Source organism: Paenibacillus sp. JZ16 (assembly GCF_015326965.1).
GTDB lineage: Bacteria > Bacillota > Bacilli > Paenibacillales > Paenibacillaceae > Paenibacillus_AQ.
In genome coordinates this window covers 6,138,837-6,153,756 of the sequence record NZ_CP017659.1, presented here as the reverse complement: position 1 = coordinate 6,153,756, position 14,920 = coordinate 6,138,837, and the positions used below count along the sequence as shown (strand labels likewise).

Annotated in this window: 15 protein-coding genes and 1 pseudogene; 8 read left to right on the top strand and 8 right to left on the bottom strand. The window is 46.1% G+C overall.

The features are described from left to right. Positions 1 to 52: 52 nt before the first annotated feature. The 6 genes from BJP58_RS34295 to BJP58_RS27410 form a co-directional block, all read right to left on the bottom strand. Positions 53 to 3,289, bottom strand: a complete 3,237-nt coding sequence (locus BJP58_RS34295) for a DUF5704 domain-containing protein (RefSeq protein ID WP_194541419.1) — start codon at positions 3,287 to 3,289, stop codon at positions 53 to 55. Between the two features lie 11 nt (positions 3,290 to 3,300). Continuing rightward, entirely contained in the window at positions 3,301 to 4,233 is a 933-nt protein-coding gene (locus tag BJP58_RS27430) for a stalk domain-containing protein (RefSeq protein ID WP_194541418.1), read from the bottom strand. A 323-nt stretch (positions 4,234 to 4,556) separates the two neighbouring features. Next, positions 4,557 to 4,955 carry a helix-turn-helix transcriptional regulator gene (locus BJP58_RS27425; RefSeq protein WP_194541417.1) on the bottom strand — a complete coding sequence of 133 codons (399 nt, stop codon included), beginning with the start codon at positions 4,953 to 4,955 and terminating at the stop codon, positions 4,557 to 4,559. A 114-nt stretch (positions 4,956 to 5,069) separates the two neighbouring features. Further along, entirely contained in the window at positions 5,070 to 5,696 is a 627-nt protein-coding gene (locus tag BJP58_RS27420; protein WP_233354784.1) for a hypothetical protein, read from the bottom strand. A 293-nt stretch (positions 5,697 to 5,989) separates the two neighbouring features. Beyond that, entirely contained in the window at positions 5,990 to 6,724 is a 735-nt protein-coding gene (locus BJP58_RS27415; protein WP_194541415.1) for a type 2 periplasmic-binding domain-containing protein, read from the bottom strand. A gap of 244 nt (positions 6,725 to 6,968) precedes the next feature. Beyond that, positions 6,969 to 7,124, bottom strand: coding sequence for a hypothetical protein (locus tag BJP58_RS27410; protein ID WP_194541414.1), 156 nt, complete (start codon positions 7,122 to 7,124; stop codon positions 6,969 to 6,971). 220 nt (positions 7,125 to 7,344) lie between these two features. On the opposite strand from BJP58_RS27410, the gene BJP58_RS27405 reads away from it, so the two are divergent. From BJP58_RS27405 to queF, 6 genes are all read left to right on the top strand, one after another. Then, positions 7,345 to 7,797, top strand: a complete 453-nt coding sequence (locus BJP58_RS27405) for a cell division protein ZapB (protein WP_194541413.1) — start codon at positions 7,345 to 7,347, stop codon at positions 7,795 to 7,797. Positions 7,798 to 7,851: 54 nt separating this feature from the next. Then, the gene (locus BJP58_RS27400) at positions 7,852 to 8,556 is read left to right on the top strand and encodes an AIM24 family protein (protein WP_194541412.1); all 705 of its coding nucleotides are present in this window, start codon (positions 7,852 to 7,854) and stop codon (positions 8,554 to 8,556) included. A gap of 277 nt (positions 8,557 to 8,833) precedes the next feature. Beyond that, the gene (queC, locus tag BJP58_RS27395) at positions 8,834 to 9,505 is read left to right on the top strand and encodes a 7-cyano-7-deazaguanine synthase QueC (RefSeq protein ID WP_194541411.1); all 672 of its coding nucleotides are present in this window, start codon (positions 8,834 to 8,836) and stop codon (positions 9,503 to 9,505) included. Between the two features lies 1 nt (position 9,506). Beyond that, on the top strand, positions 9,507 to 9,998 hold the full coding sequence (queD, locus tag BJP58_RS27390) for a 6-carboxytetrahydropterin synthase QueD (RefSeq protein ID WP_071223496.1): 492 nt from the start codon (positions 9,507 to 9,509) through the stop codon (positions 9,996 to 9,998). Then, the gene (gene queE / locus BJP58_RS27385) at positions 9,991 to 10,782 is read left to right on the top strand and encodes a 7-carboxy-7-deazaguanine synthase QueE (RefSeq protein WP_194541410.1); all 792 of its coding nucleotides are present in this window, start codon (positions 9,991 to 9,993) and stop codon (positions 10,780 to 10,782) included. The genes queD and queE overlap by 8 nt, the downstream gene beginning before the upstream one ends. A 67-nt stretch (positions 10,783 to 10,849) precedes the next feature. Then, a complete protein-coding gene (gene queF / locus BJP58_RS27380; RefSeq protein WP_009591586.1) occupies positions 10,850 to 11,347 on the top strand; it encodes a preQ(1) synthase in 498 nt (165 codons plus the stop codon). A 121-nt stretch (positions 11,348 to 11,468) separates the two neighbouring features. Here the strand turns inward: queF and BJP58_RS27375 are convergent, their stop codons facing one another. After that, on the bottom strand, positions 11,469 to 12,374 hold the full coding sequence (locus tag BJP58_RS27375; RefSeq protein WP_194541409.1) for an EcsC family protein: 906 nt from the start codon (positions 12,372 to 12,374) through the stop codon (positions 11,469 to 11,471). Positions 12,375 to 12,582: 208 nt separating this feature from the next. Here BJP58_RS27375 and BJP58_RS27370 point away from each other — a divergent pair, with 208 nt between their 5' ends. Continuing rightward, positions 12,583 to 13,272, top strand: coding sequence for a helix-turn-helix domain-containing protein (locus BJP58_RS27370; RefSeq protein ID WP_194541408.1), 690 nt, complete (start codon positions 12,583 to 12,585; stop codon positions 13,270 to 13,272). Between the two features lie 14 nt (positions 13,273 to 13,286). After that, positions 13,287 to 14,147, top strand: a pseudogene (locus BJP58_RS27365) (IS3 family transposase); the annotation flags it as partial. Between the two features lie 151 nt (positions 14,148 to 14,298). Here BJP58_RS27365 and BJP58_RS27360 read toward each other — a convergent pair. Next, positions 14,299 to 14,772 carry a Dps family protein gene (locus BJP58_RS27360; RefSeq protein ID WP_194541407.1) on the bottom strand — a complete coding sequence of 158 codons (474 nt, stop codon included), beginning with the start codon at positions 14,770 to 14,772 and terminating at the stop codon, positions 14,299 to 14,301. Positions 14,773 to 14,920 lie beyond the last annotated feature (148 nt).

Sequence of the window (14,920 nt, the reverse complement as noted above, 5' to 3'; positions counted from 1 at the left end):
GGGTAAGGATTAGGGACCATCCTCTTTATTATAAGGAGGTCAGGTGAACACTTTAATGAGGTACCTGAGATTTAAAATCCCCTTTGCTGGACTGATCGGCATGATAGAATATGACATCCCCATCCATCAGAGAAAACCGCTTACCATACGGATCGTTATACGTGCGGCTGTATCCTTCAAGCTGCCATTGATTCATGAGTGGGCCATGAATGTATTGCAAATGGGGTTTGACCATGTTGCCCTCCCGGATCGTCTCGATGTTGAAATTGACCACGATATACCCTTTTTTGAGAAAAATCGAGGATTTCTCGTCCAGTCGGTTCGTCCGCCCATAGGCGGCCAGATCGGTCCCTTTCTTCACCACATACACGTCGGCAGGAAGACTGTATTCACCATACCAGCGCTGTACAGCCGCGTTGGCCCTCTCCGTGTCAACGGAGGCTGGCAATCCTGACTTCGGGCCGATCAGTGTGCGTATTTCGTATGGAAGCAGCATCCAGTCGATCCGACCTACCCAGGTCTTGCTTTTGCTGATCTTCTCCAAATACTGCTTCATGTAGGCTGCCGCGGACATTCCCGCCGGGGCTCCGCCGCGGTTGTACAAATACGAAGCCGTAGCCTGCAGCTCGTCTTGCGGAACATTGCGCAGCCTGTCATTCAGGATGACATAACGCTTCTCCGTGTCCTGCGGGGAACCGATCCGAATAAATTTCCGGTTTCCGCTGTGGTAATACAGATCAACGGGCTGCCGTCCGCTGCCGTCCTGATTAACAAAATAAAAGCTCGGGGTAATTGAAATGCCGTCTTGTACACCAAACATATTGCCCTTCGTCTTCAAATCGAATTTGAAATGGTAGCCTGTCTTTACGGCCGCATTCTTATATCCCTGTGCCGGATGCTTGCCCGGTGCGATGGGAAGTGTGTACGGAAGCGAGTTCCCGCGTGTTCCACCGTCAATATCGCGAAGTCCTGTCCAATAGGACGCGCCGCTTGGTGCCGCATTCCCTTTTTGTTTGCGGAAGACCGTCTCCCAGTTATAATCGGCAATATCCGTGATATGGAAATCATATACGCGCCCGATCACTTCAACCGGTTCTATATCCGTAGCCACATGGTGAGCCAAATCCAGGTTCGCGCTGGGCTGCGTCGTGAAGTCGGATGGAGCGTTCTCCGCAATCGTACGGAAATATACCTGATAATCCCCCTCATCCACCCATACCGGCAGGAAAAACTCCGTATCCAGCTGAGCCGTAGGGATTGTAATCCAGGTGTCTTTTGGATAAAAGGTGCTCCTGTCGCTGCTGTAGACATCGAAAGGAAAATACACCTGTTTCGATCTTACATACTTCGCATAGTCCCGGTCTCCGTATCCCTGGATGTTCCGGTGCTGACCCGAGGTAGGGATGCGTACCGTAAACGGCCGATCCAAGATGAATGCAGAGCGGTTCGGGTTCGGGGTCGTCTTCTGATTGTGGGCCTGATCATCCGTCACTGAGGAATAATTGACTACCGGCGTATGGACGGTGACGGTGTTGATGGCGTGAATCGGAAATTCCTTGTTGCTTCCACCATTAATATTCCCTGGTAATAAACCATATTGAATTGTACCTGCGCTTGTTGTATTTGCCTTGTTAACCTTATCGCTACTAATCATATTATTGGGCTTGTACAGCACATTGTCACTAATATGTGTGGGAGCGGGGATACTGCCCGGTGCAGGCCCTTTTTCCGGTGTTCGATTCGAATTCATAATGGTAGATCCGTTAAAAATCAGAGAGTCATTCGTGACCTCGACTTTTTCTACAGCATTCTCAGCTACACTCTGTAGATTCTCACTTGGCGGGGAAGGTTTTGTCTTATATGAGTTTCCTCCGTAAGAGCCTGCTGGAGCTATAATGGGATCAGGTGGGGATGGAGGATAAAACGCTCCAGATGCACTGGCTGTAAACTGAGGTGGCTGGTACCCTTGCGGATAAATTGTAATTTGCTCACCTGGTAATGCGTAATTCCTTAGAATCCCCTGATCGATCTTATAAACTTCGAGGTTATCAATCACCCAATAAGAATATGTCCGTTCCACGGTGTATCGTTCTGTGACCTTCTCCTCGGCTTGTTGTGGATCAGGTACCGTTGTAGGATTACCGCTTGGATTATTTGGTCCTGGTTTCCCTGGGTCCCAATATAAGGTCCATGTCTTTTCAACGTTCACTTTAAAGGAACAGACACCTGTCATGTTTACAAATGTATTCTGATACAGGTAATTACGAGCCAAGATATTACCAAATAAACTTTCAGACGTCGGTATTCCTTGCAAAACATCAAAACGTTCACTTCCACGCAGGTCGGCGAGAATCTTCGCTGTGACCACCGGATCCATGTAACGACCATTCATTTTCGTTCCTGGAGAAGGTCTCGTGCAAGAGGCCTCAGGTGGGTCAGGGTTAGGAGGCGGTTTATCGGTCTCATAATAAAAAAACAGATAATATGTCGGGAATGAGCCATCATAAGTAAAACGGCTAGGGTCACCAGGTGTTATTGATCCACCACTCGGGGCTGAGACAGTGCTTTTCTTGTGTCCAACATATGTGTAATCTGCATTCCCAGGAGTATGAGTAAAAGAGTATGGACTGTTCTTCTCTAATAATTCTTCACGATCTGAAAAGCCCGGTGTACCGTTCAGCGAACGCCCTGTAGTTGTGTAATGTTTTATAATGGCATTACCTACTTCGGGTTCTAGTTCGATTGTGAAAAGGATAGGGAAGTAATAACGAAGTCCTTTGACATTCACATTTTGCTCTTCTTTTGTTGTCTCAAGAGGATCATCTGCTTTTAAGTCTCCTATGACATGTACATTAAAAGATACGTTGTCCGTTCCTAGTCCTCGAATATTCCCTTTAATATTAGGAGTATATTTTTTACTAACGTTTGGAACCCTCTGATCCCATGTTTCTTGTTGATAACGAGAACGAAAATATAGATCCCTACCATCTGGATCAGTCATATCAGGATTGAATTTTTCTACCGATACACTTTTAATCTTTCGGTCAGGAATATCGAATGAATACGGAAAATCCATAGATTTATTTTGTTGGTTCTCGTATCCTTCCGGCGTCCAAGTTTGTCCATCTGAATAACGCCAAATCTCATAAGTAAACATTCCAACAAAATAATGTACATTGCGGTTGCTTGGCTTCGGTGTTGTAGGAAGAGCTGCATAGGCACTTTGAATAATAAGGACTTTTATAGTCAACATAATTATTAGTACATAAAGAATTCTCTTTTTTCCCATAAGGTTACCATTCACTTAAAAGGATTCTTAAGCAAAGTTAATGATTCTGTACCCATCTGAAAACCAATATATTCAGCTTTATTTAGATTGAATTGCTTATAGTTGATATCATTATTGACTATTTGATCATACTCGCTTGTAGTTTTATAGGTTCGAATAATCGTTTTATCTGATTGCTTAATCGGATCCGCAGAATTTCGATAACGAGGAAGTTCTCCTTGTTGTAGGTAGTAGATTGGGCCAAGTCCTGCATCAAATCGGATTCTAATTGATTGGTATTCTCCGAACATCACTGGCCATAAATCGTAAACTATAAATCGATCTATTCTTAATGGCAGATCATCAATAGTAAATATTCGAACATCCTTTTTCCCATCTATCAAGTGAGTTTTTGATCCAAACATTTTCACAAAATCATTGTTCAGATTCGACTTTTTCACACTTGCTACTTCCGTTATATCTGGAACTTCCTTCGAACCAATCCAAACCCAATTACCAACCTTATCCCAGTTTACTGGTACACCAAGATTTTCACTTACAAATCTTAATGGCACATAAGTGCGCCCTTTAACAGCTTTAGCAGCTGTATCCATAGTGACATTTTTACCGTTTACAATGGCTTCTTTACTCCCTAAGGTAAGGGCAATCGATTTTCCATCTTTCATGTAAGTAACAGTTTTACCACTAAAGCCGATTTCTGCCTTTAAAGCTTCACCAATACCTCTGAGTGGTACTTGTACCCGGCCATTTTCAAAAGTAGGATCTCCGCCTTGAAACTTCACCTTTCTTCCATCCACCAAAACTGCTAATTTAGGACCGCCAACGGCACTATCTGCCTCAACAGGAATAGGATCGCATAACCCGAGCCATGTCATACTAATCAAAGCCATAACCAATAGCTTTATATTCCATTTTCTTACCTTATTAGTTACCTCTTTCTTCATGAATATCCTCCTATACAAGTTGTGGAATAAACCTATGCTATTGCTCCATATCTCCTTCCTACGCCCTTGCTTAGGGACATCAACCGCCGTCTCTCACAATTACACATCCATGACATTTTTGGATGAATGAGAGAAATTATAGTTATATTATCATATAATCATCTATTTTGGTATAATATTCCTATCCTGATTCTAATTTACTACTCTATTCGCATCTCCACATGAGATAATTAATTCCCCATAAACTAATAAAAACCTCGACGATAGTCACATGAAGATGTGTCCTTTCGTTCGAGGTTTAATTGTTACACGTAGTGGAACCGTTATAGACCGGTGGAGGATTCATCCCGGTCCCCGGCCTGAATTTCAGCTTTTTCCGCGCTTTGCTTATATACAGCAGCCAATACCTTTTCATAAGCGCTTTCAAATTCATCGGGCAGCATTGACTTGATTTGCTCCAATATGGTCAATAGCTTAAATAACGCCTGTACCTCCTCTTCCGTTAAACCAAGCGGGTACATTGCAAAATGCCCGATAAATGTGTAGCCTCGGCCTCGGCCTTGGTGAGTGATGGGAATATGCATGGCGCTGAGGGCATCCATATCCCGATAAATGGTTCTTTCGCTGGTTCCACAACGTTCAGCAAGCTCTCGAGCCAGTATACCTGGTCTTGCTTGTACAAGGGTAATGATTCTCATTAGTCGGATCAGTCGGTCTGTCATATGGCATTCTCCCTATCTTTCTAGTAAATTAGACATACATTTATTGACTGCTAAATAGTACATTCGACCCTGAAATCATTTTTCCTTTTTTATATACAGATTCTTCATTCCCAGTTATTCCTTAAGTCTAAAGTCCCTCTTCCTATTCGCATTTTCAGAAGATAATTGCCGATATGTATTCAGATACAATCCAATTAGTTGATATAGGGTCTCTGCCTCCCTCAAATAATCCGCATCCCGAAATCGGATTGCGTATAAAAGCATCTCATCTGCCTGTCTACGAATCATTTCTTCTCCTCGAGCCAGCTTCCCCCGTTCCAGCTCTCTTCTTGCTTGCTCCAGAATGGAAGCATTCTGGTATAACTTCAGCACCTTCTCAACGCGATCATCTGCCTCCCGGTATTTCAATGCCGTATGATTGCTGAATTGAAGCGGAATCGTTCGAGACGGCTGCAAGACGACCTGCTGCTTCTGAACATCCATATAGGTCCATAGAGCGGTAATTATGGGATACACCCCCGATTGCCTGGCTCCGACACTTAGCTCAAGAACCAGCTGTTTGGTTCTCCCTTCCGACAAAGAACCTAGAGACAATGAAATGTTGCGATCATTCAATATCTCGCCATGGCATCCATACATATGTCCTACTTGAACGTATTCCCCTAATTGAAGGTGTAATTGGACATCTTCAGCCATGGGCAGATTAAAGCCGCCATGAGACTTCTTTTTTTGCTTTAACACACCAGCCCTCCACTCGATCAGCAGAAAGACCTGACTAGTGCCCCCAGCGAATACATGGCTGTGGCTCCATGTAAAATCCGAAAACAAGCCAGACTGCAATACATCCACCTCTTTCCTCTTCTTCTAATAATGTACCAATACAGATGGACATCTTACTGTCACGGAACATATGTTCCTATTATGAATTCGACAAAAAAAGACCACAGCCCTAGCAGCTGCGGTCTTTTGGATATGCTGATTTTTGTCAGATGTCGGACCAGGAAGTCTTTTTCTGCCTCGTAATTGACTTATTTCTACAATAATACGGTCTGTACAATGGCAAATAATAATACATAAATGCCTATAGCTACCCCTAAAAATTTTATCCATTGGTTGGATCCGATGCGATACAATTCGATAATGGCTGCGCTGTTCGCCGCCAGTCCGGTCATTAAAGCAAATACAAGGATAAGGAATGCCAGCTTTAACGACATGAAGCTGATCAATCCGCTTACAATAAGCGCCGCTCCGAAGGGCAGCTGAAAAGAACCGATCTTCGCAATGAATTCCTTCAAGTCAAGCTTCTGCTTCGTAATCATATTGCCCGTAAACCAGAAGGAACCCAATAAAATGACGGTTGAGAACAGCCCCAGTAAAAGTGCCCGGCTCCCCATGCCGAAATTACTTAACAAGGCCGATACCATCCCCAATCCGGAATAGAACACCTGCTTAATGCCCAGGCCGAACAACCAAAATCCGATGATGCTGGAAGCCATTCCGATCAGGCCGTAGATTAAACCAGTTTGATCTCCCCGCATGTTCAAAGCACTCATCGGATTTTTCAATAGCTTCAGCAGCACCTGACCATCGACTTGAATCGTTGACGCAGCCTTGGCAGCTGAAGCCCCAGAAGATGAAGATGCTCCGCGCTCTTGTTCCGGCTCCGTCGCTGCTGCCGTATATTTCTTAGGATTCGCTGCGATGTCGTCAACGCATTGATGTGCGACGCCGTCCGTTAATTCGTTGCCGCAATGTGTGCAAAATGCCATTTCTTCAAAACTCCTTTTTTCATAATTATGGTATATGTATATGAGTACTTGTTACAACCTAGTATAAAGGAAAGTTGTATAAATTTGTAACGTTTTCTTCCAAATCCAGTCATATTCAGACGATTTCTCTGTTTTTATGCCACACTCATAAGCAAAAGAATGAAGTTCTATTCGTAATTAAACACAAAAAACCCGGAGACGTTCTCCGGGTTTTAAAGCTGTTGATTTCACTATACAGGGTCTATTAACCTATTTCTGCTGCCGAAACGGGTTTATCTCCAGTATGTCTTGATGTACGTTGAATGGGAGCGTACGTTACTTTATCAATTAATAATCCGTTACCCACGGGTTTTCCATTCACTGTAATCATAATTTTCTTCACGTTGTTATCCTTTATCATGATTGTAATCTCCTTTTATCTGCTAGTTCATTTTATGATCATTCGTATGGGATGGCTTGTTGGGCTCTTACTTACATACATTAACCTTTACTTGAGCTAGTTAAACAACTTGGCCTGCTAATAGATTCACTTCCATCGCAAATGTGGGTAATATATTAATAGAAACCTGTCAGAATCTGATTCGTATTTACTATAAATAATCGAATGGTGGTGGTCCCTCTTGCATAAGCCGACAAAATCCAAGCTAATTCAACTTTCTCTCCTATTGCTGGTGGCGGGGATCGCGCTGCCGGCCGGTGGACGGACCGCCAGCGCCAATTACTTTAATAATTTGTACGACAATATCCAGCAGTTCTCCGGATTGCCCGATGAAATAAACCAGCTCAAGAGCAACTATAACCAAGCCCTGCAGGAACTTGATAAAGCCAGAATCGCTTCCGAACGGCTGCAGCAGCAAAATCTGACGCTGGCGGAGCAGAACTCCAATCTCGCGGAGCAGAACCAGCAATTAACCCAAATGGTAAGCCAGCTTCAGCAGGCTGAAGCCGCACGAAATCGCGGGGCGGAACGTATAAAGACCGTGGCGATCACCGCCGTGGCATTAGCTGCCGGATACTTTGTCATCATTCGCGTCCTGCGATTCGGCATGCGCCGAACGAATCGTTCTAAATAGGACAAGCTCTTATCCAGATTCCTATCATCCAACCAGGCAAAAGGAGGCGCGGCCATGATTATCCGAATGGAAGATGCAGCCGGCAGCGGAGCGGGACAAGCGGTTACGTTCTCCCTGACTGAAGGGGACACGGCCCATGTCCTCCATCCTGAGCAAATCGTTGCCTATCGGGGGCCCTCCTCCGGACGCAGCGACCGTCTCATGAACGTAAAGGGCATATACCGCAAGAAAAAACTGATTCGAGCCGATATTACAGGGCCCAGTCAGTTTACGGCTGCGCTCCCCCCAGGCTTCAATATGCATGAAATTGAGCTGGAAGGCGAACAGGACATGCTCTATGATTTTCGGCATGTTTTCTTTTATACCCAGCATGTTACGATGCAGACACGAATCCTTAAGATCAAGAACATGCTGGTCACGCGAGACGCGATTAAGATGAAGTTTTCCGGAAATGGCAGCATCGGCATTTTGACCCAAGGTCCGGTATGTAAAGTCAAGCTGCATCCTACCGAGCCGTTGTATGTGGACGCCGGGAGCATCATCGCCTATCCGGAAGCGGCCAAGCTGGACCTGACCGTATACGGCAATCATCTGGCCAGCCAACATATGAACTACCACTGGAAGCTGACCGGTGACGGTTACGTGTTGTTTCAAGCGGGACGCCAGAATCAGCGACTCGTGGACGAATTAAACGATGAAGGCATCATCAAGCGTTTTCTGCGGGAAGCAATTCCCTTTGGCGGAGTGTTTATCAAATAATCGGGCCGTGTTATAATGGAGGGCATAATCAGACTGCATGCTGGATTCTAACACCCTATGCGGTCACAAGGACAACAGAAGACAATCCATACGCCTATCGCGGTGTGTGGGAGAGGTTCGTGAACTCCCTCTATAAAAAACTATCGTGTCTTATTCGGTGCTGCACCCTAAGAATAAGGCTTGTTTTTTTACGGATTCAGTTCAATGAACTTCTCTTTCTTCTACAGGTTCAGCCCTTTCGGCTGTTCTTAAAATATGAAGGATGAGAGGTTTTTTTATGCTTAAAAATGAAAAAGCGGTCGTTGTTTTCAGCGGTGGTCAAGACAGCACCACCTGCCTGTTCTGGGCGAAGGAACGCTTCGCCGAAGTGGAAACCGTAACCTTTGATTATGGCCAACGCCATAAGCTTGAAATAGAATGCGCGGCACAGATCGCCAAGGAACAAGGCGTGAAGCAAACCGTGCTTGATATGAGCCTGCTGAATCAGCTGGCACCGAATGCGCTGACGCGCAGCGATATCGAAATTGCCGAAGGCGACGGCTTGCCCACTACGTTTGTGGAGGGACGAAACCTGCTGTTCCTCAGCTTTGCCGCTGTGTTGGCCAAGGGGATCGGTGCCAAACATCTGATCACGGGCGTATGCGAAACGGATTTCAGCGGTTATCCCGATTGCCGGGATAGCTTCATCAAGTCACTCAACGTTACGCTGAATCTGGCCATGGATTACCCGTTCGTCATTCACACGCCGCTCATGTGGCTCGACAAGTCGGAAACCTGGGAGCTAGCCGACCAGATGAATGCACTTGAATACATTCGCGACCATACGTTAACCTGCTATAACGGCATCAAGGGCGATGGTTGCGGGGAATGTCCTGCATGCAAGCTGAGAAAAGCCGGGCTCGATAACTATATGCAGCGTCGTAATCATGTATCCGAAGGGGGCGTCTGATATGAGCCGCGAGCCCGGGGCTTTCCGCATTGTAGAGCATCTGCAGAAGCTTGGCGAGGACATCGATGCCGGAAGCCTGCGTTACCATCGGAAGCGGGTGCTTGTCTCCAAGGAGTTTACCTTCGATGCTGCCCATCATCTGCATTGCTATGAGGGTAAATGCAAGAACCTGCACGGTCACACATACAAAGTGGTCTTTGGTATCAGCGGTACTCCCAATGAAGTGGGCATTACCGTGGATTTCGGGGACATTAAGGACTGCTGGAAAACGGACATTGAACCTTATCTGGATCACCGTTACTTGAACGAGACCCTGCCGCCAATGAACACAACAGCGGAAAACATGGTGGTCTGGCTGTTTGAAAAAATGGAAGAATCCCTTCGCAGCAGAGAGTCGCACGAGCAACAAGGCACACGAACCGAATTCGTTCGCCTGTTCGAGACGCCGACCAGTTACGCTGAGGTCAGACGGGAGTGGATGATCGATGAATAATGTGCATGTAAAGCCTGAGAACGATTCAACTGCCTCCTCCCCGGTCATAGCAGTGGACCGTCCGATTCCCGTGATGGAGATTTTCGGTCCTACTGTTCAAGGTGAAGGCATGGTCGTTGGCCGCAAGACCATGTTCGTTCGTACGGCGGGCTGCGATTATCGCTGCTCCTGGTGCGACTCCGCATTTACGTGGGACGGATCCGCCAAGGACACCATTTCGCGCATGAATGCAGACGAAATCTGGCAAGAGCTGTACCGGCTGGGCGGTGAGCGCTTCGATCATGTCACCCTGTCCGGCGGCAATCCCGCTCTTCTCTCGCAGCTCGGCACGCTTGTGGATGAGCTGCACCGACATGGAATCACCGTTGCCGTGGAGACCCAAGGTTCACGCTGGCAGGATTGGCTGAATGACATTGATGAGGTCACCATCTCCCCCAAGCCGCCAAGCTCAGGTATGAATACGGACTGGGGCAAACTCGATGATATCGTCTCCAAGCTGTCCGCTCGGGCGCCCGGCAGATCCTTCAGCCTCAAGGTTGTCGTATTTGACGATAAAGACCTCAGCTATGCGGAAACGGTCCATGAGCGATACCCGAACGTGCCGTTTTATTTGCAGACCGGCAATCCCGATGTAGGTACAGGCGATACCACTTCGCTGGTCTCCCATCTGCTGGATCGGTACGAGTTGCTTGTCGATGCCGTCATGCAATCCGACCGGTTGAACGATGTGCGTGTCCTGCCGCAATTGCACACGCTCGTTTGGGGCAATAAACGCGGCGTGTGACGTTATAATAAAAAATACGCTGCGCCTGATTGAGCATTTATTCATTTTAATAAAGGAGCTACCTTATATGGCTGGAAGACAAAAAGAAGAAATGGAAGACGTTACCCTGCTCGGCAACCAAGGCACGAAATATACGTTTGAATATGATCCCGGCATATTGGAGAGCTTTGACAACAAGCATCCTTACCGCGACTATTTCGTCAAATTCAACTGTCCCGAATTTACAAGCTTGTGCCCGATCACAGGACAGCCGGACTTTGCGACCATCTACATCAGCTACATTCCGGATATCAAGATGGTGGAGAGCAAGTCCTTGAAGCTGTACCTGTTCAGCTTCCGCAATCATGGGGACTTTCATGAGGACTGCGTCAATATCATCATGAATGACCTCATCAAACTGATGGATCCGAGATATATCGAGGTATGGGGCAAATTTACCCCGCGGGGCGGCATTTCCATCGATCCGTATTGCAATTACGGTCGTCCGGGGACCAAATACGAGGAGATCGCTGCAAACCGTCTGATGAATCATGACCTCTATCCGGAAAAAGTGGACAACCGATAGGTAGCCTTTTTCCTGAATGATGTCAGTTCTAATTTCATAAATTTATAATGATGATAAAAAGGGTTGCCCGCATAAGGTGGGCAACCCCTTTTTTTGTCATTTTATCAGGAGGACTACACGATTACAGGGGATATTCCATATTCTTAAGCCGGTAATTCAGACGCCGCTTCTTGTACAGCATTTTCCCCGCTTCGGCCACATCGCTGATCGTCCCTTTGTTGCTGATCGAACCGAATACAATCCCGGCGATCGGAATCAGCTGAAACAGCTTCTTCATCCCGAAGTTATCGGTATAAGACTGAACGACTTCACGCCAGCCCTGCAGCTGTGAGAATACCTGCTCTGTCATTTGTTCATCATCAAAAGTGGCGAGTTCCTCGAGCACCGCTTTTTTTCCCACGATATCGGCAGATGCAAACTGCAAGCACTTCACGATAAACACCCGCTCCCGGGGATCGTTCGGATCATAACCGTAACAAAGCGCCATCTCCTGCAGCACCTTAAGCGATTGACCGAGCACCATCGGCAGATCGGCCGCTATCGTAAATATCCCCCCGATTCCCGTGGCTGCTCCTTGCGCTGCGGCGAATTTGACTCGTTTTACCGTCAGCGTATCCGCTGCAGTATCCATGACTTGGAGCGGCAGCTTCGCGGCAGATGCCAGCGTAAGCCCGGAAGTCGACGCCACCCCCTCTTCGTTCTCATCTTCAATGGATTCCTCCTGAGCGGACTTTACGGAAGAACCGGAAACCGCATTCCGACCTTCCAATCCCGCTGCCTGTGCCAGAACGTTCATAACCGCCTTCTCGCGAACCAGATGCTTCCCGCCGCTCTGAATAAATCCGCCTACCTCATTCAAGGCGTTTCCGATTTTCTCTTGAACAGCCTTGGGCGTGAGGCGATCCAGCAGCATGAAAGGAATTCTACCGAGCTTCTCCCAGAACATGACATCCTTCTGCTCTTTCTCCCATTTCAAAATCTCTTGAAGCTGCGACTCCAGCTGTTGTCGTGATTCCATCTCTGTCATCCTCACTACTCCTATCCAACATTAAAAGTAACTATAAACTGTATACGCAGTTCAATTGAAGAAAGACGCAATAAATTTCAAATTTAATCTTACAACATCACAAGCAAGATTAACAAAAAAGAGACCAACCCCAATCTGATATGCTCCCATCATAGTAGACAGTAGAAAAAATGAAATTCTACTTCTACCTATGATGGGAGTTTTTGTAATGTCCAAAAGAAGCCCGATTTCATATGAAATAAAGATTCAGGTTGTGAGGCGTTGCTTGCAACATGAATCCAATCCTAACCATGAGGCAAAACAACTGGGGGTCCATAAAAACACGGTTAATGATTGGATAAGGAAATACAAAGTAGATGGAGAAGAAGGATTAAGAGAATCCAGGGGATGGAAATCCTACTCCAAGGAGCTAAAACTATCTGCCATTCAAGATGTACGCTCTGGAGAATACTCTGTACGAGCGGTGGTGAAAAAGTACCATATTTCGAGTAAATCTGTGTTAGAGAGCTGGATTTCCAAGTATACTGAAGGGGTGAAAATGAAACCAACTCGGAAAAGGATTGAACCCCCTCATATGAATAAAGGACGGAAAACGACTTACGAAGAACGTATTGAAATTGTACAATTCACCATCGCCCATGATTTAGATTACCAGAAAGCCATCGACAAGTACGGGGTCTCTTACCAGCAAGTGTACGCATGGGTTCGTAAATATCAAGCGAGTGGTCATGGAGCCTTAAAAGACCTCCGAGGTCGTAAAAAGCCGCTAGAAGAGCTAGACGAACAGGAACGGTTAAAGCTTCGGATCAAGGAACTCGAGGCACGAAATGAGCAGTTAGAAATGGAGAATGCACTCGCAAAAAAGTTGACAGAGATCCGGCGAAGAAATACACGTTAACCCTTGTTCGGCATGCAGACATTTATCAAGCGATTACAGAACTGCATGCCGAGAAGGGATATGCGATCACCAAGCTCTGTGAGCTAGCAGGAATCGCCCGATCTGCCTATTATAAGTGGCTGAAATGGATCCCATCCGTCAGGGAACTTGAAAATCTTGCACTAGCCAAGGAAGTCAAGCGTCGCTATGACAAACGAAACGGGATACTCGGTTATCGCCAAATGCGTACTCAGTTAAATCGTAAGCTTAAAAAAAGTTACAACCGTAAACGGTATTATCGCATCATGCGAGCCCTTGAATTAAGGGCAGTGATTCGCAAAAAACGGCCAAATTACATGAAAGCTCCAGCCCAACATATCGCTGAGAATGTCATGAACCGAAAATTCCAAGCGGAGGTCCCCAACCAAAAGTGGTGCACCGATGTAACAGAGCTAAAGTACGGAAATGGCCGCAAGGCCTACCTGAGTGCCATTATTGATGGATATGACAACTCTGTTGTTTCATGGGTGTTCAGCCATTCCAATAACAATGAGCTTGTCATGAATACGGTAAAGAAAGCATATAAAAGAAATCCGAATGCTACGCCGCTCTTGCACAGTGATCGCGGCTTTCAATATACTTCGCTGGAATACAGACAACTTCAAAAGAGATACAAGTTTACAAAAAGTATGTCTCGTGTAAGCCGGTGTTTGGACAACCAACCCATTGAACGATTCTGGGGTACCTTAAAAGCAGAAAGCTATTATCTGGAGAAGTACGATACGTATGACAGTCTCCTTCGTAGTGTAAGAGCTTATATCTATTATTACAATAATTTTCGATACACCGAACGACTAAACGGCTTATCCCCTAACGAATATCGACGAGCAGCTTAACTAAGAAAAATAATCCCCTCAGTCTTGATAACCGAAGGGATATTGAATGCTAATGATTTTGCTTTTTTAGTCTGTCTACTTGACAGGGAGCACTTCAATCAGGTCGATCTCCCTCTTTATTATCGCAATCTGTCAGGCGACAGATGTGAAATTATTTACCCAAGAAGGCATTCAGCATCCAGGTATGCTTCTGTACATCGCTGACCATGCCGGTCAACAGATCGGATGTAGCGTCGTCCCCTTCTTGATCTGCGGCTTCGATTCCCGCCTTCAGTTCGCCGGCAAGCTGCTCGAAATCCGCAACCAGCCGTCCGACCATCTGCTCGGCCGTGTTTTCATCGGAAACCTCTTGCAGCGTGGCCAGGTTCAGATATTGCGCCATACTGGCTGCCGGTTTGCCGCCAATGGCCAGCATCCGCTCTGCCAGCTCATCCACATAACCAGCTGCAGTGTTGTACAGTTCCTCGAATTTCTCGTGCAGCATGTAGAACTGAGGACCTTTTACATACCAGTGATAGTGGTGAAGCTTCACGCCAAGCAAACTCCAATTGGCTACCTGCGTGTTCAAAATTTGTTGAAGTTCATTGGTTGTCGTTCCTTGTGTTTGTTGGGTAAAGTTACTCATCTATATCGTCTCCTTTGTTATTGTATTTAGACTTATTCTAAATCCTTGTATTAATCATAACAGATTCTTGTCTCTTTTGCAAAGGGAATCGGAAACTTATCAGATGAAGATAGGATGAAGAAATTACCTTCTATTTATTCCTATCCTA

Excerpts from the sequence above, each read along its gene's own strand:
- BJP58_RS27430 (WP_194541418.1), bottom strand. The coding sequence starts at position 4,233 with ATGAAGAAAGAGGTAACTAATAAGGTAAGAAAATGGAATATAAAGCTA.
- BJP58_RS27400 (WP_194541412.1), top strand. The coding sequence starts at position 7,852 with ATGATTATCCGAATGGAAGATGCAGCCGGCAGCGGAGCGGGACAAGCG.
- BJP58_RS27415 (WP_194541415.1), bottom strand. The coding sequence starts at position 6,724 with ATGGCATTTTGCACACATTGCGGCAACGAATTAACGGACGGCGTCGCA.
- BJP58_RS27375 (WP_194541409.1), bottom strand. The coding sequence starts at position 12,374 with ATGACAGAGATGGAATCACGACAACAGCTGGAGTCGCAGCTTCAAGAG.
- BJP58_RS34295 (WP_194541419.1), bottom strand. The coding sequence starts at position 3,289 with ATGGGAAAAAAGAGAATTCTTTATGTACTAATAATTATGTTGACTATA.
- BJP58_RS27370 (WP_194541408.1), top strand. The coding sequence starts at position 12,583 with ATGTCCAAAAGAAGCCCGATTTCATATGAAATAAAGATTCAGGTTGTG.
- queF (WP_009591586.1), top strand. The coding sequence starts at position 10,850 with ATGGCTGGAAGACAAAAAGAAGAAATGGAAGACGTTACCCTGCTCGGC.
- queE (WP_194541410.1), top strand. The coding sequence starts at position 9,991 with ATGAATAATGTGCATGTAAAGCCTGAGAACGATTCAACTGCCTCCTCC.
- queC (WP_194541411.1), top strand. The coding sequence starts at position 8,834 with ATGCTTAAAAATGAAAAAGCGGTCGTTGTTTTCAGCGGTGGTCAAGAC.
- queD (WP_071223496.1), top strand. The coding sequence starts at position 9,507 with ATGAGCCGCGAGCCCGGGGCTTTCCGCATTGTAGAGCATCTGCAGAAG.
- BJP58_RS27425 (WP_194541417.1), bottom strand. The coding sequence starts at position 4,955 with ATGACAGACCGACTGATCCGACTAATGAGAATCATTACCCTTGTACAA.
- BJP58_RS27410 (WP_194541414.1), bottom strand. The coding sequence starts at position 7,124 with ATGATAAAGGATAACAACGTGAAGAAAATTATGATTACAGTGAATGGA.
- BJP58_RS27360 (WP_194541407.1), bottom strand. The coding sequence starts at position 14,772 with ATGAGTAACTTTACCCAACAAACACAAGGAACGACAACCAATGAACTT.